The 17246-nt window shown below is 70.8% G+C and carries 15 protein-coding genes and 1 pseudogene; 13 read left to right on the top strand and 3 right to left on the bottom strand.

All coding sequences use genetic code 11. The features are described 5' to 3' along the window. Positions 1-91 precede the first annotated feature (91 nt). The 9 genes from H2Q94_RS15525 (at position 92) to H2Q94_RS15485 (ending at position 8580) form a co-directional block, all read left to right on the top strand. Positions 92-922 carry an SIR2 family NAD-dependent protein deacylase gene (locus tag H2Q94_RS15525; RefSeq protein WP_397545356.1) on the top strand — a complete coding sequence of 277 codons (831 nt, stop codon included), beginning with the start codon at positions 92-94 and terminating at the stop codon, positions 920-922. Between the two features lie 251 nt (positions 923-1173). After that, entirely contained in the window at positions 1174-2481 is a 1308-nt protein-coding gene (locus H2Q94_RS15520) for an NlpC/P60 family protein (protein ID WP_243787810.1), read from the top strand. Positions 2482-2608: 127 nt separating this feature from the next. After that, the gene (mobA, locus tag H2Q94_RS15515) at positions 2609-3157 is read left to right on the top strand and encodes a molybdenum cofactor guanylyltransferase (RefSeq protein WP_243787809.1); all 549 of its coding nucleotides are present in this window, start codon (positions 2609-2611) and stop codon (positions 3155-3157) included. A 365-nt stretch (positions 3158-3522) separates the two neighbouring features. Further along, positions 3523-4614, top strand: a complete 1092-nt coding sequence (locus H2Q94_RS15510) for an AAA family ATPase (RefSeq protein ID WP_243787807.1) — start codon at positions 3523-3525, stop codon at positions 4612-4614. 64 nt (positions 4615-4678) lie between these two features. Next, entirely contained in the window at positions 4679-5626 is a 948-nt protein-coding gene (locus H2Q94_RS15505) for a DUF58 domain-containing protein (protein ID WP_243795712.1), read from the top strand. A 2-nt stretch (positions 5627-5628) separates the two neighbouring features. After that, positions 5629-6609 carry a VWA domain-containing protein gene (locus H2Q94_RS15500; RefSeq protein WP_243795710.1) on the top strand — a complete coding sequence of 327 codons (981 nt, stop codon included), beginning with the start codon at positions 5629-5631 and terminating at the stop codon, positions 6607-6609. Between the two features lie 28 nt (positions 6610-6637). Further along, positions 6638-7228 carry a class I SAM-dependent methyltransferase gene (locus H2Q94_RS15495; RefSeq protein WP_243787806.1) on the top strand — a complete coding sequence of 197 codons (591 nt, stop codon included), beginning with the start codon at positions 6638-6640 and terminating at the stop codon, positions 7226-7228. 131 nt (positions 7229-7359) lie between these two features. After that, positions 7360-8082, top strand: a complete 723-nt coding sequence (locus H2Q94_RS15490; RefSeq protein WP_243787805.1) for an MgtC/SapB family protein — start codon at positions 7360-7362, stop codon at positions 8080-8082. A 108-nt stretch (positions 8083-8190) separates the two neighbouring features. Then, the gene (locus H2Q94_RS15485; protein ID WP_243787804.1) at positions 8191-8580 is read left to right on the top strand and encodes a VOC family protein; all 390 of its coding nucleotides are present in this window, start codon (positions 8191-8193) and stop codon (positions 8578-8580) included. Positions 8581-8647: 67 nt separating this feature from the next. Here H2Q94_RS15485 and H2Q94_RS15480 read toward each other — a convergent pair. Then, positions 8648-11565: pseudogene (locus tag H2Q94_RS15480) on the bottom strand (FAD-binding and (Fe-S)-binding domain-containing protein). Positions 11566-11838: 273 nt separating this feature from the next. Between H2Q94_RS15480 and fabG the strand changes: the two are divergent. The 3 genes from fabG (at position 11839) to H2Q94_RS15465 (ending at position 14491) form a co-directional block, all read left to right on the top strand. Next, positions 11839-12543 carry a 3-oxoacyl-ACP reductase FabG gene (fabG, locus tag H2Q94_RS15475; protein ID WP_243787803.1) on the top strand — a complete coding sequence of 235 codons (705 nt, stop codon included), beginning with the start codon at positions 11839-11841 and terminating at the stop codon, positions 12541-12543. Positions 12544-12612: 69 nt separating this feature from the next. After that, on the top strand, positions 12613-13380 hold the full coding sequence (gene fabI, locus H2Q94_RS15470; protein ID WP_243787802.1) for an enoyl-ACP reductase FabI: 768 nt from the start codon (positions 12613-12615) through the stop codon (positions 13378-13380). Between the two features lie 82 nt (positions 13381-13462). Beyond that, positions 13463-14491, top strand: coding sequence for a ferrochelatase (locus tag H2Q94_RS15465; protein ID WP_243787801.1), 1029 nt, complete (start codon positions 13463-13465; stop codon positions 14489-14491). A 172-nt stretch (positions 14492-14663) separates the two neighbouring features. Here H2Q94_RS15465 and H2Q94_RS15460 read toward each other — a convergent pair whose 3' ends face one another. Next, entirely contained in the window at positions 14664-15281 is a 618-nt protein-coding gene (locus tag H2Q94_RS15460) for a TetR/AcrR family transcriptional regulator (protein ID WP_243787799.1), read from the bottom strand. 166 nt (positions 15282-15447) lie between these two features. On the opposite strand from H2Q94_RS15460, the gene H2Q94_RS15455 reads away from it, so the two are divergent. Beyond that, entirely contained in the window at positions 15448-16272 is an 825-nt protein-coding gene (locus tag H2Q94_RS15455; RefSeq protein WP_243787798.1) for an oxygenase MpaB family protein, read from the top strand. A 75-nt stretch (positions 16273-16347) separates the two neighbouring features. Here H2Q94_RS15455 and H2Q94_RS15450 read toward each other — a convergent pair whose 3' ends face one another. Further along, positions 16348-17121 carry a hypothetical protein gene (locus tag H2Q94_RS15450; protein WP_243787797.1) on the bottom strand — a complete coding sequence of 258 codons (774 nt, stop codon included), beginning with the start codon at positions 17119-17121 and terminating at the stop codon, positions 16348-16350. Positions 17122-17246: the final 125 nt, after the last annotated feature.

The following is a 17246-nucleotide window of genomic DNA, read 5'->3' as shown; positions in this document are numbered from 1 at the left end:
AAAGCCGCCTTCACAGGAGCCCGCATCGCCCCTGTGAGCTGCGGTGACGCCCGCATTACCAGTGATCTGGGCCACGTGGCACCGTGGTGGGGTGACAGCACCCGGCAGTGATCCCGCCACCGAGCACGCCCGAGCCCGAGAGTTGTTCGCCGCCTCCCGGCGGATCACGGCGCTGACCGGAGCCGGGGTGTCCACCGCTTCCGGAATCCCGGACTTCCGCGGCCCGGACGGGGTGTGGACGCGGGATCCGCATGCGCAGCGGCTCACCGACATCGACGCCTACATCGCCGACCCCGAGGTGCGCAGGCAAGCGTGGCGGGCTCGGGCGGAGCATCCGGCGTGGGCGGCGGAGCCGAACGCGGCGCATCGGGCGTTCGCCGCGTTCGCCGAGCAGGGCAGGCTCACCTCACTGCTGACGCAGAACATCGACGGGTTGCACCAGAGCGGCGGCGTGGATGCGGGTCTGGTGCTGGAGCTGCACGGGTCGGTGTTCGGCGTGATCTGCCTGGACTGCGCCGCGACCGGTTCGATGCGGGCGGCGCTGGCGCGGGTGGCCGACGGTGAGGAAGATCCGCCGTGCCGTTCCTGCGGCGGCATCCTCAAGTCCAGCACGATTTCCTTCGGCCAATCCCTCGATCCGGCCGTGATCCGCGCGTCGCAGCGGGCGGCGCTGGACTGCGACCTGTTCCTGGCCGCGGGGACCTCGCTGACGGTGCACCCGGCCGCGGGACTCGCCGAGCTCGCGGTGCGGGCGGGCGCGCGGCTGGTGATCTGCAACGCCGAACCCACTCCGTACGACGAGCTCGCCGCCGCGGTACTGCGCGAGCCGTTGGTCGAGCTGCTGCCGGGGCTGGCCGCGGTCCCGCTTTCGGACACCGCCGAACCCCTGCGCACCTGGGGAGATCCCAGCACCTGGGGCTGAGTGGCCCCGGCCGGACGTTCCTTGTCCGACGACGTTCACGTCGGCTCGCATTGATCGATCGGCGAGTTGATCGGTTCAGCGCGCGTGAAAAGTCCGTTTCATGCCCAGATGCATCATCTGTGACGCGTGTGGTTCATGCGACGAATTGCGAGCACTGATGTCCAGATGCACAGTTGTGACCGTCCTATGCGCTGAATGGCGCAATACCTGCAAGGCCGAACGGCCCAGTTCGGTGGCTGGAGGTGGCGGTCGTGCGGCGACCCCGACGACTCACCGGCGGCCTGGTGCTCGCCTCCGCAATGGCCCTCGCGCTCCCGGTGGCGGCCGGCAGTGCGCCGGAACCGCCGGTGCGACCTGGCGACGGCGAGATCCAAACACAGCGCGACCGGGTCGGCGACCGGGCGGACCGCGTCGGTGAACTGACGCAGCGCCTCGCGGAATCCGAGACCCGGCTCACCGACCTGGGGGCGCAGGTCGAGCTGGCGATGGAGGACGCGAACAAGGCCCGTGTCGACCTCGCCCGCGCCGAACGCGCCCGAATGCGGGCCGAACAGGTCGCCGCTGGGGCGAACGGCCAGGCGGGTGCGGCGGCCGGCGAGGTCGAGCGCCAGCGTTCCCGGCTCGACGAGTTCGCCGCGGGCAGCTACCGGCAGGGCAGCAAGCTCGGCTCCCTCACCGCCTACGTCGGAGCTCGCGGTCCGGACGATCTGATCGACCGCGCCGAACTGCTCGACACCGTCGGCCGCAGTCAGCTCGACGTGCTCGACGACCTGGAACGGGCGCACATCGATCGGGTCAACAAGGACTCGCTGGCCCGGCAGGCGTTGCAGGACGCCGCCGCCTCCCGCTCGGCGGCGGCCGATGCGAAGGGGCGCGCGGACGCCGCCGAGAACGCGGCGATCTCCGCCCGGGCCGAGCAGGCCGGTAAGGCGGCGAGGCTTGAGGTGGAACGGGACGGGGTGCGGGCCGAGCTCACCGACGCCCGCGCCGCGGTGCAGGGCCTGGAATCGCAGCGCGACCGGTACGAGGAGTGGCTCAAGGCCAGCCAGGCGCAAGCCGCCCAGAACCAGGCGACCTCGCAGCACTCCGGGACGGGCCAGGGGAGTGCGGTCCCGCAGGACGATTCCGGGGCGGTCACCGGTTCCGCCGAGGTCGTCGTCCAGCGGGCGCTGTCGCAGCTGGGCATGCCCTACGCGTGGGGCGGCGGAGACGCCGACGGACCCACGCGCGGAATTCGAGACGGGGGAGTGGCCGACTCCCACGGCGATTACCGCAAGGTCGGGTTCGACTGCTCCGGCCTGATGATCTACGCGTTCGCCGGAGCAGGTGTGGAACTCGACCACTACAGCGGTTACCAGTACCAATCGGGCACGCAGGTCCCGCTGTCGTCGATGCAGCGCGGCGACATGCTGTTCTGGCGCTCCGGCGGCCGGGTGCACCACGTGGCGCTCTACCTGGGCGGTGGGCAGATGGTGGAGGCGCCGTACTCGGGTTCGCAGGTCCGGGTGACTCCCGTCCGCTACTCGGGCATCGCGCCCTACGCGGTCCGGGTGCTCTGAGCGGCGATTCGTGCGGCGGCGGCCGTGCCGGTGGTTCGTCCACCCGGCGCGGTCGCCGCTGTTGTCTCCGGCGCGAGTCGGCCCGCCTGCGTGTTCCCGGCCGGGATGGGGTAGGTATCGGCGGGTGATGAACGAGTTCGCCGCCGTGGTGCTCGCGGGTGGCCGGGCGCGGCGGCTCGGGGGAGTGGACAAGCTCGCGCTGCCCACCGGCGGTCGCACGCTGCTGGACCACACGCTCGCCGCGGTGCGAGGCGCCGATCCGATCGTGGTCGTGGGGCCGGAGCGCGCGGTGTCCGTCCCGGTCCGCTGGTCGCGGGAGGATCCGCCGGGCTCCGGGCCGCTCGCGGGACTGCGCGCAGGGCTCGGGGAGGTCCCGTTCGCGGCGGGTCCGGTGGCGGTGCTGGCTGCTGATCACCCGGGGCTCGTCCCGGAAACGATCGTGCGCTTGCGCGCCGCGGTCGAGGGCGCAGGAGCGGTGCTCGTTGATCACGACGGGATGCCGCAGTGGCTGCTCGGCGTCTGGCGGGTGGAGGCGCTGCGCGCGGCGATGCCCGCGGATGTGCGGGACCGCCCGGTCCGGGCGCTGTTCGACTCGCTCGATCCCGTGCGGATTCCGGCGGTCGGGGCGGAGGCCGGCGACGTCGACACTCCGCAGGATCTCCACCGCTTGAACTGATCAATCGATCTCGCTCTCCCGCCGGAGCTACGCGCCCGAACATGTTCATACGCTCGAAAGCTTCAGTGTTAACTGAAATTAATCCCTCATGGGTCACCCGAGATCAACGCGTCACCACCAAGACCCGCCCGGGACGAACGAGTCGCTTCACAAGGGTCATACCGCTGGTGCGGTTGACTTCGAACCTGGCCGGGTGCCCCCTCGCGCAGTCGAGGCGCAGCCGTGCCAAGATCGCCTGCGGACCGCGCTCGGCGCGCAAGTGCCCACGTCCGCCGGGTCTCGGCCGAGGCGGGGAACCGGTACGTGACAAGCGGGCGGCGCGACGGACGTCGACGCGACCAGGGAAGCGAACGAGAGGTGTCGAAGTGACCGAGGCCGGCGAGAGCGGGGCGGCGCCCGCGGAGCAGGTGAACACACCGGCCCGGGACGCACAGTTGCTCGAACGCACCGTGTTCGAGGTCAAACGGGTCATCGTCGGGCAGGACCGGCTCGTCGAACGAGTCCTGGTCGGACTGCTCGCGAAGGGGCACGTGCTCCTGGAGGGCGTGCCCGGCGTGGCCAAGACGCTGGCGGTGGAGACCTTCGCGAAAGTCGTCGGCGGCTCGTTCTCCCGGTTGCAGTTCACCCCCGACCTGGTGCCCGCCGACATCCTCGGCACCCGCATCTACCGGCAGGGCAGCGAGCAGTTCGACGTGGAGCTCGGGCCGGTGCTGGCGAACTTCGTGCTCGCCGACGAGATCAACCGCGCGCCCGCCAAGGTGCAGTCGGCGCTGCTGGAGGTCATGGCCGAGCGGCACGTGTCCATCGGCGGCGAAAGCTTCCCGATGCCGAACCCGTTCCTGGTGCTGGCCACCCAGAACCCCATCGAGAACGAAGGCGTGTACCCGCTGCCGGAGGCGCAGCGCGACCGGTTCCTGTTCAAGCTCCAGGTCGAGTACCCCTCGGCGGAGGAGGAGCGGGAGATCGTTTACCGGATGGGCGTGGCCAGTCCGGAGCCGACGCCGGTGCTCAACGCCGATGAGCTGACCCGGCTGCAGGGCGTCGCCGCGCAGGTGTTCGTGCACCACGCGCTGGTGGACTACGTGGTGCGGCTGGTGCTGGCCACCAGGACCCCGAACGATCACGGGCTGTCCGACATCGCGGGCTGGGTGTCCTACGGTGCCTCGCCGCGAGCGAGCCTCGGCATCGTGGCGGCCTCGAGGGCGCTCGCGCTGGTGCGCGGCCGGGACTACGTGCTGCCGCAGGACGTCGTGGACGTGGTGCCGGACGTGCTGCGGCACCGCCTGGTGCTGTCCTACGACGCGCTCGCCGACGGCATTCCGGTGGATCACATCGTGAACCGGGTGTTGCAGACGGTGCCGCTGCCGCAGGTCTCGGCACGCCCGCAGGCGGCCGCGCCGCAGGGCCAGCCGGGCGGCTACGGGCAGGCTCCGGTCGGCCCGGCGCAGCAGTACTGACCAGCCCGGGCGCCGGTGCGCGACGATGCCCGATCCGACGAATGAGGAGCGATCAGCCGTGTCGGTGAGTTCCGCTCAGGGCGGTGCGGACCGCCCGTCCTGGGCTCCGCCGGAGCTGGAGGGGCCGCGGCTGCAGGCCGCGCTGCGCTCCTTGGAACTGACCGTGCGCGGCCGCCTCGACGGCTTGTTGCAGGGCAACCACCTCGGTTTGGTGCCCGGTCCCGGTACGGAGCCGGGGGAGGCGCGGGTCTACCAGCCCGGTGACGACGTGCGGCGGATGGACTGGGCGGTGACGGCGCGCATGTCGGAGCCGCACATCCGCCAGACCGTCGCGGACCGGGAGCTGGAGACGTGGGTGGCGCTGGATCTGTCGCCCAGCCTGGATTTCGGTTCCGCGGCCTGTGACAAGCGGGAGCTGGCCGTGGCCGCGCTGGCCGCGGTGACGCATTTGACCAGTGGCGGCGGTAATCGGATCGGGGCGGTCGTGGACAACGGAACCGGCCCGGTCCGGTTGCCTGCGCGCGGCGGGCTGGGGCATTCGCGGGGGTTGCTGCGCAGGGTCGCGGAGATCCCGCGGGCCGCGGAGGGCACTCGGGGTGATCTGCCGGGATTGCTGGAGTCGCTGCGCAGGCCGCCGCGGCGGCGTGGCCTGGCGGTGGTGGTCTCCGATTTCCTCGGGGATCTGGACTGGCAGCGGGCGTTGCGCGGACTCGGCGCCCGGCATTCGCTGCTGGCGGTCGAGGTGCTGGATCCGCGAGATCTGGAATTGCCGGACGTGGGCACGGTGGTGCTCTCCGATCCGGAGACGGGTGAGCAACGGGAAGTGCGCACGACACCGGTGCTGCGCAAGGAGTTCGCGGCCGCTGCGGCCGCGCACCGCGAGGAGGTCGCGGCGGCGCTGCGGCGTGCGGGTTGCGCGCACCTGGTGTTGCGAACGGATTCGGACTGGATCGCCGACGTGGTGCGGTTCGTGGTGGCCCGCAAACGTGGATGGTCCGGGGGAACGGCGTGATGTTGAGTTTGTCGGGTTTCACCACGCCGTGGTGGTTCTTGCTGCTGCTGGTGGTCGCGGCGCTGGTCGGCGGTTACGTGTGGGCGCAGAAGCGGGTCCGCAAGGACACGCTGCGGTTCAGCAACTTGCCGGTGCTGGATCGGGTGGCGCCGAAGCGGCAGGGTTGGCCGAAGCACGTGCCCGCCGCGTTGCTCGGGGTCGCGATGATCCTGCTGACGGTGGCGTTGTCCGGGCCGACCGCGGAGCAGCGGATTCCGCGCAACCGGGCCACGGTGATGCTCACCGTGGACGTGTCGCTGTCGATGATGGCCAAGGACGTCGAGCCCAGTCGCCTGGAGGCGGCGAAGATCGCGGCGAAGGAGTTCGCGGACAAGCTGACTCCCGGCATCAACCTGGGGTTGGTGTCGTTCGCGGGCACGGCGACGGTGATGGTGATGCCGACGACGGACCGCGCCGGGGTGAAGCAGGCCATCGACAACTTGTCGTTGTCGGAGGCCACGGCCACCGGGGACGGCATCAACGCGTCGATGTCGGCGATCGACTCGTTCGGCAAGATGGTCGGCGGTCCCGGTGGGGCGCCGCCCGCGCGGATCGTGTTGATGGCCGATGGTGGGCAGACCATTCCGCGTGATCTCAACGCTCCTCGTGGTGCTTATACGAAGGCGGGCGAGGCGAAGAAGGCCGGGATCCCGATCACGACGATCTCCTTCGGCACGGATTACGGCTCCATCGACATCGAGGGCCAGTCGCAGCCGGTGGAGGTCGATGACGAGGCGATGGAGGAGATCGCGGGGCTCTCCGGCGGCGAGTTCCACAAGGCGGCGAGCGCGGAGCAGCTGCGGCGGGTCTACGACACGCTGGGCGAGCAGATCGGTTACGAGATCAAGCACACAGACGCCAGCAGGCCGTGGTTGGTGCTGGGTACGCTCACCGCGATCGTCGCCGCGGTGCTCTCGTTGCTGCTGGGGCGGCGTCTGCCCTGAGCACACCCGCAGAGCACGGGAGCCCGACGTGAGCAGTGCCGCCGGTGCGGTGGAGTTCCTCCGCGAGTTCGTGAAGTCTCCGACGACGACGGCCGCGGTGGGGCCGAGTTCGCGGTATCTGGCGCGCGACATGGTCGCGCCGATTCCCGCGACGGGCGATCCGGTGGTGGTGGAGCTCGGCCCCGGTACCGGGGCGTTCACCGAGGCGATCCAGCGGCGGCTCGGCGGTCGTGGCACGCATCTGGCGGTGGAGCTCAACCAGCGGTGGGCCGAGTCGTTGGGCGCTCGGTTCCCCGAGGTGGAGACGGTGTGCGCGGATGCCCGCGCGTTGCCGAAGCTGCTGGCGGAGCGTGGTGTGCGGGCTGATGTGGTGGTCAGCGGGTTGCCGTGGGCGGCGCACGCGCCGCAGGACGGTGTGCCGTTGATCCGGTTGATCGCGGATTCGTTGACGGAGCAGGGCGCGTTCACGCAGTTCGCGTACACGTGGACGCGGTGGGCGGCGCCCGCTCGGCGCCAGCACGCGGATCTGCGGGCGGTGTTCGAGGAGACGGTGCTCAGCCGCACGGTGTGGCGGAATCTGCCGCCTGCGTTGGTGTACTTGGCCCGGCGGCCGCGTTGATGCTGTGTCCGGGGCTGGGCTGACCCGTGCGCGGGGCCTGGGCTTGTTCGTTCCGGGCTGGGCTGATCCGGTGCCGCGGTTGATCGTTTTCGACGATGTCGGGGTGGGCGTGGCTGGGTTACGTTCGTCCGATGGCGGATGAGGTGGTCGCGGGCCTGAACGAGCTTCCGCTGCTCGTGGAGCTGGGCAGTGCGTTGGTGCTGTCGAGCCTGGTGGGCTTGGAGCGGGAGGTTCGGGCCAAGAGCGCGGGTCTGCGCACGCACACCCTGGTCGGGGTGGGGGCGGCGTTGTTCATGCTGGTGTCGAAGTACGGCTTCGGCGACATGCTGGAGTTCGAACGGGTGTCGCTGGATCCGTCGCGGGTCGCGGCGCAGGTGGTGTCGGGGATCGGGTTCATCGGCGGCGGGTTGATCTTCGTTCGCCGTGATGTGGTGCGGGGTTTGACGACGGCGGCCACGGTGTGGCTCGTCGCGGCGATCGGGATGGCCTGCGGTGGTGGGCTGGTGCTGTTGGCGTCGGCGGCGACGCTGGTGCACTTCCTGGTCGCGGTGGGCTATCCGTGGTTGTTGCGGCTGCTGCGCGGGGTGCTGTGGGAGCCGCAGGTGGTGCGGGTCGGCTATCTGGACGGGCACGGGGTGTTGCGGGAGGTGTTGACCTTGTGCACGAGCCGCGGGTTGAAGGTGCTGGATCTGCAGGTGGAGCGCGAGGACACCGATGGCGAGCAGCAGCGCACCGCGGTGGTGGCGGTGCGGCTGCAGGGAAAGCGGCCGGTGAGCGGGCTGGTGGAGGAGATCAACACGTTCCCCGGGGTGCTGCACGCCGCCGTCGGGGATTCGGCGGAGTCCGGTATCTGATCGCGGCGGAGCCGTCCTCCCGAACCGGCCGCCGTGGAGTCGCGACCGGACAATGGCGGGTGCGCCGGTCCGGATGGCGGCGCCGATGGGGAGGGAGAACGTAGCGGCATGAGGATCAACCTGACGAGCGTGCTCGTTGAGGACCAGGAGAAGGCCCTGCGGTTCTACACCGACGTGCTGGGTTTCGAGCTCAAGCACGACATCCCGATGGGCGGGCCTCGGTGGCTGACCGTGGTGTCCCCTGAGGACCGTGACGGCACCGAGTTGGTGCTGGAGCCGAGCGGTCACCCGGCGGCGAAGCCGTTCAAGGACGCGTTGGTCGCCGACGGCATCCCGTACACGTCGTTCGCCGTTGAGGACGTGCGGGCCGAGTTCGAGCGGCTGCGCGAGCTGGGGGTGCGTTTCACGCAGGAGCCGGTGGACATGGGTTCGGTGACGGTCGCGGTGCTCGACGACACGTGCGGGAATCTGATTCAGATCGCGCACGAAGCGGGCTGATCGCCGGGACACGACGGCGCGGGTGCGTGCTCGATCCACTGTGGATGGAGCACGCACCCGCTTTTCGTCAGGTGTCGAGGGCGCGGCGGACGAGGGTGGCGAGGTGGACGGGTTCGGTGTCGGTGGCCTGGCGGATCTGCAGGCGGCAGCTGAAGCCGTCGGCGACGACGGCGGTGCCGGGGTCGGCGTCGCGCACGGCGGGCAGCAGTGCTTGTTCGGCGCAGGCCATGGACACGTCGTAGTGGCCGCGTTCGAATCCGAAGTTGCCCGCGAGGCCGCAGCAGCCGGCGTCGAGCACTCGGGCGTCGGTTCCGGTGGCGGCGAGGGCGGACTCGTCGGCGTCGAAGCCGAGTTCGGCGTACTGGTGGCAGTGCCGTTGCACGAGGGCACGCTGCACAAGGGCACGTTGCCCGACGGCTTTGCCGCCGCCGGTGCGTTGCCAGCGGTGGCGGGTGGGTTCGACGTGTTCGGCGAAGGTCTTGGTGGCGGTGGCGAGTGCGCGCACGTCGGGGTCGTGCGGGGCGAGTTCGAGTGCGTCGTTGCGCAGGAATGCGGTGCAGCTCGGTTCGAGCCCGATGACGGGGAGGCCAGCGTCGATCTGCGGTCGCAGCAGCCGTGCGGTGCGTTGCACGACGCGTCGGGCGGTGCCGAGTTGTCCGGTGGAGGCCCAGGTGAGGCCGCAGCACACGGGTTCGCGGGGAGTTCGACGGTGTGGCCGAGGCGTTCGAGTGCGATGACGGCGTCGCGGCCGATGTGCGGGTCGAAGTGGTCGGTGAAGGTGTCGGGGAACAGCAGGGCGCGCTGTGCGCCGGGTTCGGCGGGGTGTTCGCGGTGGTGCCACCAGGAGCGCAGGCTGCGTCCGGCGATGCGGGGCATGTCGCGTTCCGCGGCGATGCCGCCGAGGCGTTTGATCAGTGGCGCGATCCGGCCGCCGAGCAGGGCGTTGGCGAGTGCTGGGACGGGTTGGGCCAGTGTCAGCCAAAGCGGCAGGAAGCCCATCGAGTAGTGCGAGGCGGGGCGCAGCCGGTTGCGGTAGTGGTGGTGGAGGAACTCCGCCTTGTAGGTCGCCATGTCGACACCGACGGGGCAGTCGGTTTTGCAGCCCTTGCAGGACAGGCACAGGTCAAGTGCGTCGCGGACTTCCGGTGAGCGCCATCCGCCGCGGATGAGGGAGCCGTTGAGCATTTCGAACAGCAGGTGCGCGCGGCCGCGGGTGGAGTGCTTTTCCTCTTTCGTCGCACGGTAGCTGGGGCACATCACCCCACCTGTGGTGTTGAGGCATTTGCCCATGCCGACGCAGCGGCGGCTGGCGGGGGCGAGGTCGCCGTCGTCGGCGTGCAGGGCGAGCGTGGTGCGGGTCGGGATGCGCGGGGGCGCGACCAGCAGCCGCAGGTCGGAGTCGAGTGGTCGTGGTCGCACGATCTGGCCGGGGTTGAGCAGGTCATCGGGGTCGAAGGCGGCTTTGAACCGTTCGAACTCGCCGATGACCTCCGGCGGGTACATGCGGGACAGCAGTGCGGAGCGGGCTTGGCCGTCGCCGTGTTCGCCGGAGACGGAGCCGCCGTGGGCGACGACGAGGTCGGCGGCGGCTTCCATGAATTCGCGGTAGCGGGCCGCGCCGCCGCCGGTGAGCAGGTCGAAGTCGATGCGGACGTGGATGCAGCCGTCTCCGTAGTGGCCGTAGGTGACGCCTTGGCGGCCGAACCGCGCCAGCAGGGCGTCGAACTCGCGCAGGTAGGTGCCGAGGCGTTCCGGGGGCACCGCGGCGTCCTCCCAGCCGGACCAGCGTTCGGAGCCGTCGGCCATGCGCGTCGAGTAGCCGGAGCCCTCTTCGCGGATCTTCCACAGTGCGCCCATCCGGGCCGGGTCGGTGTGCACGACGGATTCGGCGCGTGAACCCATGGCCCGGCGGACCTTGTCGGCGGCGTTCTCGGCGTCGCGCAGGTCGGTGCCGCCGACCTCCACCAGCAGCCAGCTGCGGCCGCCGGGCAGCAGGCGCAGCGCGGGTGAGGCGGGGTTGCGGGTGCGCACCACGTCGACGAGTTCGGAGCTGAGGCCTTCGATGGCCAGCGCGTCGAGTCCGCGCAGCCGGGTCACCTGGTCGGCGGCGGCGTAGCTGTCGTCGAAGCCGAGCACGATCATCGCGCGGGCGGCGGGCACGTCGACGAGTTCCACGGTGGCGCCGAGCAGCACGGCGCAGCTTCCTTCGGTGCCGGTCAGCGCCCGTGCCAGGTGGAATCCGTGTTCGGGCAGCAGCTGGTCGAGGTTGTATCCGGACACCCGCCGGGTGAGGTCGGGGAACGAGTCGCGCACCAGCTGCGCCGAGGAGTCGCGCAGGTCCCGCAGGCTGCGGTACAGCCGCCCGGTGCGGTCGCCGCGGGCGCACAGCGCGTCGAGTTCGGTGTCGGGGGTGGCGCCGACGGTCAGCCGCGTGCCGTCGGAGAGCAGCACGTCCAGCGAACGCACGTTGTCCACGGTTTTGCCCCAGGCCACCGAGTGCGTGCCGCAGGAGTTGTTGCCGATCATGCCGCCGAGGGTGCAGCGGCTGTGCGTGGAGGGGTCGGGGCCGAACGCGAGGCCGTGCGGTTTCGCGGCGGCCTGCAGTGTGTCGAGCACGACGCCCGGTTCCACTGTGGCCAGTTTGCGCGCGGGGTCGACCTCGAGGATCCGGTTGAGGTGCCGGGAGAAGTCCAGGACCAGCCCGGGGCCGCAGGCGTTGCCCGCGATGCTGGTTCCCGCGCCCCGCCCGGTGATCGGCACGCCGTGTTCGCGGGCCACGGCGAGCGTGGCGGCCACGTCGTCGGCGTGCCGCGGATGCACCACGCCCAGCGGGACCTGCCGGTAGTTCGAGGCGTCGGTGGAGTACAGCGCGCGGGTGCCGGGGTCGAAGCGCGCCCGTCCTTCGAGGACGCCGCGCAGGGCGGCGGCGATCTCGGCGGATTCGGGCTGGTTCGCGGTGGGCCGGTGGTGGGCGGCGGTCGTCATCGGGGGTGCTCCTGACCAGGGTCGGCGCGGTCGTGGGGGCGGTCCGGGTGGGTCGGTGCGTGTCGGATCACGGCTGTCTGCACCGTAGGGCTTCGGGGCGTCCGGTGGCGGTGTCCACTGTCGGCGCGGCACCACTTTGGAGGTCGTTTTCTGTGCGGTGCGGATGGAAGGGCGAGATCGGTGAACCGATAATGTCGCGTCTGTTCAGGTGAATCGCTTCGTCCGTCGAGGCGCGGGGGTTCACCACCCAGGGCATTCGGGAGGAGATCCACAGTGGGACGGTCCGTACTGGTGACCGGAGGAAACCGTGGCATCGGGTTGGCGATCGCCCGCGCGTTCCAGGCCGCGGGCGACGAGGTGGCGGTCACCCACCGCGGATCCGGCGCCCCGGACGGGCTGCGCGGTGTGCAGTGCGACGTGACCGACGCCGAACAGGTCTCGGCCGCGTTCGACGAGGTGGAGGCGGCGCAGGGCCGGGTCGAGGTGCTGGTGTCCAACGCCGGGATCACCGATGACGGGCTGCTGCTGCGCATGGGGGAGGAGCAGTTCGGCCGCGTGCTGGACGCGAACTTGGCGGGTTCGTACCGGGTCGCGAAGCGGGCGGCGAGCAGCATGTTGCGCCTCAAGCGCGGCCGGATGATCTTCGTGTCCTCGGTGGTGGGTCTGTCCGGTGGGGCGGGGCAGGCGAACTACGCGGCGAGCAAGGCGGGCCTGGTCGGGCTGTCGCGGTCGATCGCCCGCGAGCTCGGGTCGCGCAAGATCACGGCGAACGTGGTCGCGCCCGGTTTTGTGACCACCGACATGACCGATCAGCTCAGCGAGGAGCGCAAGAAGGAGATCTTCGGGCAGATCCCGTTGGCGCGGTTCGCCGAGCCCGAGGAGGTCGCGAACACCGTGGCGTGGCTGGCCTCGGACGCGGCCGCCTACGTCACCGGTGCCGTCATCCCGGTCGACGGCGGCCTCGGCATGGGCCACTGACGGCCCGACCCGGATTGTCGTCCGGCCCGCCCGGTGGCGGGCCTCATCAAAGTACAGCGGAGGAAGTACGTGAGCGGATTGCTCGAAGGCAAGCGGATCCTGATCACCGGCGTGATCACCGACGCGTCGATCGCGTTCCACGCGGCGAAGATGGCGCAGGAGCAGGGCGCCGAGGTGGTGCTGACCGGGTTCGGCCGGATGAGCCTGGTGGAGCGCATCGCGGGCCGGTTGCCCAAGCCCGCGCCGGTGCTGGAGCTGGACGTCACCAACGCCGAGCACCTCGACACCCTCGCCGACCGGGTGCGCGAGCACGTGGACGGTCTCGACGGCGTGTTGCACTCGATCGGGTACGCCCCGCCGTCCTGCCTCGGTTCGGAGTTCCTGGAGGCGCCGTGGTCGGACGTGTCGACGGCGGTGGAGATCTCGGCGTACTCGTTCAAGTCGCTGACCACCGCGACGTTGCCGCTGTTGTCGGCGGGGTCCTCGATCGTCGGCATGGACTTCGACGCGCGCGTCGCGTGGCCCGCCTACGACTGGATGGGCGTGGCGAAGGCGGCGCTGGAGTCCACCAGCCGCTACCTGGCGCGTGAGCTGGGGCCGCGCGGCATCCGGGTCAACCTGGTCTCGGCCGGGCCGGTGCGCACGATGGCCGCGAAGTCCATCCCCGGCTTTTCCGGTCTGGAGGAGACCTGGGCGGAGCGGGCGCCGCTGGGCTGGGACGTCAACGACCCGACGCCGGTCGCGCAGTCGATCTGCGGGGTGTTGTCGGACTGGCTGCCCAAGACCACCGGGTCGATGATCATGGTCGACGGCGGTTTCTCCGCTCTCGGAGCGTGAGGCCGGTGGGGCGTGTCGCGGAGGGGGCGCGCACGCCCCACCCGCGTGAGCGGCCGATTCCGCTCCGGGCCATCATGGTCAGGTGAGTTTTGATGCGCTGCTGTTCCTGTCGTTCGGTGGACCGGAAGGCCCGGAAGAAGTCCGGCCGTTCCTGGAGAACGTCACCCGCGGCAGAGGCGTGCCGCCGGAGCGGCTGGACGAGGTGGCCGAGCACTACCACCACTTCGGCGGAGTGTCGCCGATCAACCGCCTCAACCGCGAGATCATGGCCGGTCTGCAGGAGCAGCTGCGGGCCGAGGGCCGCGACCTGCCGGTGTACTGGGGCAACCGCAACTGGCACCCGATGATCGAGGACACCGTGGCGCGCATGGCCGAGGACGGCGTGCGCGAGGCGCTGGTGTTCCCCACGTCGGCGTGGGGCGGCTACTCGGGCTGCAAGCAGTACCACGAGGACATCGACCGAGCCCGCGAAGCGGTGGGGGAGCAGGCGCCGGATCTGGTGAAGCTGCGCCAGTTCTTCGACCATCCGCTGTTCGTGTCCGCCAACGCCGACGCGGTGCGCCGCGCCTACGCGGAACTGGGCGATGAGGAGGCCCGGCTGGTGTTCACCGCGCACTCCATTCCGGTGCGCGCGGACTCCGCCCCGGGTCCTGACGGGCGGCCCGAGTGGTACTCCCGGCAGGTCGCCGAAGCCGCCCGGCTGGTCGCGGCCGAGGCAGGGGTGGAGGCCTACGACGTGGTGTGGCAGTCCAGGTCCGGCCCGGCGCAGGTGCCGTGGCTGGAGCCGGACGTGGTCGACCACCTGGAGAACCTGCACGCGAAGGGTGTCGGTTCGGTGGTGCTGAGCCCCGTCGGTTTCGTCTCCGATCACCTCGAGGTGGTGTGGGACCTGGACAACGAGGCGGCGGAGAAAGCCGCCGAGCTCGGCATGGGCTTCGCGCGGGCCGGTACCGCCGGGGACGACCCGCGGTTCGCGAAGATGATCGTGGAACTCATCTCCGAACACGTCGACGAGGTCCGCCCCCGCAAGCTCTCCCTGCTGCCCGCCGCCGGCTGCGGCCGCAATGGCGAAGCCTGCTCCCCGGGCTGCTGCACCGCCACCGACGGCTGAGCTGCTTCTCGGCCGCCCGGGAGGACCAGGTCCTTCGGGACGGACGCGGCACGCACCCGTCCCGGAGGAACCCGAGGCGAAGCACTCCATGCCCCGGATCGCAACGGCTCGCCCGCGGTCTCGGACGGGTGCGTGAACGGATCTCTGCGAGCTCGTGGTGGTCGGCTGCGGGTCAGTGCCCGGGCACGTCGCCGACGGCGAGGAAGATTCGGGTGCAGTGTTCGACGAGGGTGTCGCGGTCGATGCGCAGGGCGCCGTCGAGCCAGGCGGTGAGCGTCTGGGCGAGGCCGCCGACGGCGAACTGGCTGAGCACGTCGAGGTCGGCACTGTCGGGCAGGCCGTAGAAGTCCTTGGCCTGCCCGCCGAGCAGACCCACGAACAGCAGTGTGGAGCGTTGCCTGCGTTCGGCGAGCGCGGCTCCCGCCTGCGCGGAGAACAGCAGCCGGCCGCGCCGCGGATCGTCGCCGACGATGCTCACGAGGGTGCTCAGACCGGCCCGCGCCTTGGCGCGCGCGTCGAACGGCGCGTCGGCGACCGCAGCCAGGGTGCGGTTCGCGAGGTCTTCGATGACGTGGTCGTAGACGGCCGCGGCCAGTGCTTCGCGGTCGGTGAAGTTCTCGTAGAAGTAGCGGGCCGCGAGCCCGGCCTGCTTGCACACGCCGCGCACCGACAGCGTCGCTTCGTCGGACCCCAGCAGGTCGAGTCCCGCCTCGAGGAACTGCGCACGCCGTTCGGCTTTGCGGTGATCACCTTCGACACCGCCGTACACGCGCAGGGAAGACGGCTCCATGCCGCCATCTTGGCATTTCGCGGTGCCGCCTCGGCATCTCGCGGGGAGTCCGGGTGGACCTTGACATGCTCCGCGGAGATCGGTTCCATATCTGCTAACGGTCGTGAGCAGAGTTCGCCGGGCGGAATCGCCCGCGCGGACGACCGGTAGCGGAGGAGAGGGACCGATGACAGTTCCCACCGAATCGCGAGTGCGCGAAGACGAGCTGATCGTCGGCGCCGGCCTGCTGGCGGGCGGCGCCAACGTGATCATGCAGCTGGCCAGGCCCGGCGTCGGCTACGGCGTCGTGGAGAGCAAGGTCGACACCGGCAACATCTTCAAGCACCCCATCAAGCGAACCCGGACCACGCTGACCTACCTCGCGGTCGCGTCCATGGGCACCGACGAGGAACGCGCCCTGTTCCGGCGCGCGACCAACCGCTCGCACGCGAAGGTGCGCTCCACCGAGTCCAGCCCGGTGTCCTACAACGCGTTCGACAAGAACCTGCAGCTATGGGTCGCGGCCTGCCTCTACCGAGGCGTGGAGGACGTCTACACGATGCTCGTCGGCGGACTCACCGACGACGAGGTCGACGAGCTCTACCAGCGTTCCGCGACGCTCGGCACCACGCTGCAGGTCACCGACGACATGTGGCCCGCCGACCGCGCCGAGTTCGAACGCTACTGGAACGACGCGCTGGAGAAGGTGCACGTCGACGACACGGTGCGCGAGTACCTGTACCAGATCGCGGTGCTCGGATTCATGCCGCGCTACGTGAGCGTCCCGCTGGGCGGGTTCAACAAGTTCCTCACCACGGGATTCCTGCCGCAGCGGTTCCGCGACGAGATGCGACTGCCCTGGAGCGAGCGCGACCAGCGCCGCTTCGACCGGATGATGCGCGCCATGGGCGCCGTCATCCGCCGGTTACCGCCGGTGCTGCGGAAGTTCCCGTTCAACTACTACCTGTGGGACATGCGCCGCCGCATCAAAGCGGGCAGCCCCCTGGTGTGAGGCAGCAGACCGCGCGGGTGGCGAAGCCGAAACTTCGCCACCCGGCCTGGTCGACGAAGTCGTGGACCGGACTCCTCAGTGCTTGCTGGCGCTCTCGGCGAGCACTCGCACCATCTCCGCGATCGAGGCGCGGCGGGCGGCTCGGACCGAGTCGAACAGCGGGCGCAGCGCCTCCGTGCGAGCCCGCGTGGCCGAGGCCGACAGCGCACCGCCGGGGGCGTCGTCGGTGGCGACCCACAGGATCGCCTCCACTTCGGAGGCGCGCTGCAGGATCCGCAGCGGGCGTTGCGGCACGTCCTCCGGCCACGGCGGCTTCGGTCGGTCGGCGACGGTCGAAGCGATCTCGTCGCGCACCCCGGGGCGCCGTTTGGCGATGTCCAGGTCGATCAGCGTGCTCGCGGCCTCCCGCATCGCCGAGGACATGCCGTGCTCGGCCTCGCCGATCGGCAGGTGCTCGGCCGGGGGCAGCTCGCCGACGGGGAACACCGTCCAGCGCAGGATGCCTTCGGCGACCGTCTCCGGGACCAGGCCGAGACCGGCCTCGGGCAGGAGCGCGGCCTCACCGCGGCGCAGGGCCTGCTTGGAGAACGCGCTCGCAGTGCCCAGGCCGCGGACGTCGCCGGGGACCGGGAGCGCGAGTTCCCCTTCGGTGGCACCGGCTTTCCGCAGCGCCGCCAACAGCAGCGCGGGACCGGCGGGGGTGTCTTGGGGGCCGGGAAGATCCAGCTTGGCGGCGAGTTCGTCGTCGGCGGCGCGCACTTCCTGCGACTCGCCCCAGATCTGCAGAGCGTCGAGCACGTCGTCCGCGGCGGTCGCACCGTGCAACCACGCGGACGCCCACACGACCATCGTTGCGCTTGGGCATGGCACGGTAAGGAAGAGTACGTATCCCGCGCGCGGATTTCCGCCGGGGGGGCGGTGCGTTGTGGGCCGCGTCGCGGTCGCTCCAGCGGCGCGGCGCGACCGCTTCGGTC

The sequence above is a fragment of the Saccharopolyspora gloriosae genome (genome assembly GCF_022828475.1).
Classification (GTDB): Bacteria; Actinomycetota; Actinomycetes; order Mycobacteriales; family Pseudonocardiaceae; genus Saccharopolyspora_C; species Saccharopolyspora_C gloriosae_A.
The sequence above is the reverse complement of the archived record's forward strand: the minus strand, read 5'-3'. Positions and strand labels throughout refer to the sequence as shown.

What these genes read in the sequence shown, in the direction of transcription:
- H2Q94_RS15490 (WP_243787805.1), top strand. Translation starts at nt 7,360, where the DNA reads ATGGCGGATGAGGTGGTCGCGGGCCTGAACGAGCTTCCGCTGCTCGTG.
- H2Q94_RS15460 (WP_243787799.1), bottom strand. Translation starts at nt 15,281, where the DNA reads ATGGAGCCGTCTTCCCTGCGCGTGTACGGCGGTGTCGAAGGTGATCAC.
- mobA (WP_243787809.1), top strand. Translation starts at nt 2,609, where the DNA reads ATGAACGAGTTCGCCGCCGTGGTGCTCGCGGGTGGCCGGGCGCGGCGG.
- H2Q94_RS15485 (WP_243787804.1), top strand. Translation starts at nt 8,191, where the DNA reads ATGAGGATCAACCTGACGAGCGTGCTCGTTGAGGACCAGGAGAAGGCC.
- H2Q94_RS15455 (WP_243787798.1), top strand. Translation starts at nt 15,448, where the DNA reads ATGACAGTTCCCACCGAATCGCGAGTGCGCGAAGACGAGCTGATCGTC.
- H2Q94_RS15450 (WP_243787797.1), bottom strand. Translation starts at nt 17,121, where the DNA reads ATGGTCGTGTGGGCGTCCGCGTGGTTGCACGGTGCGACCGCCGCGGAC.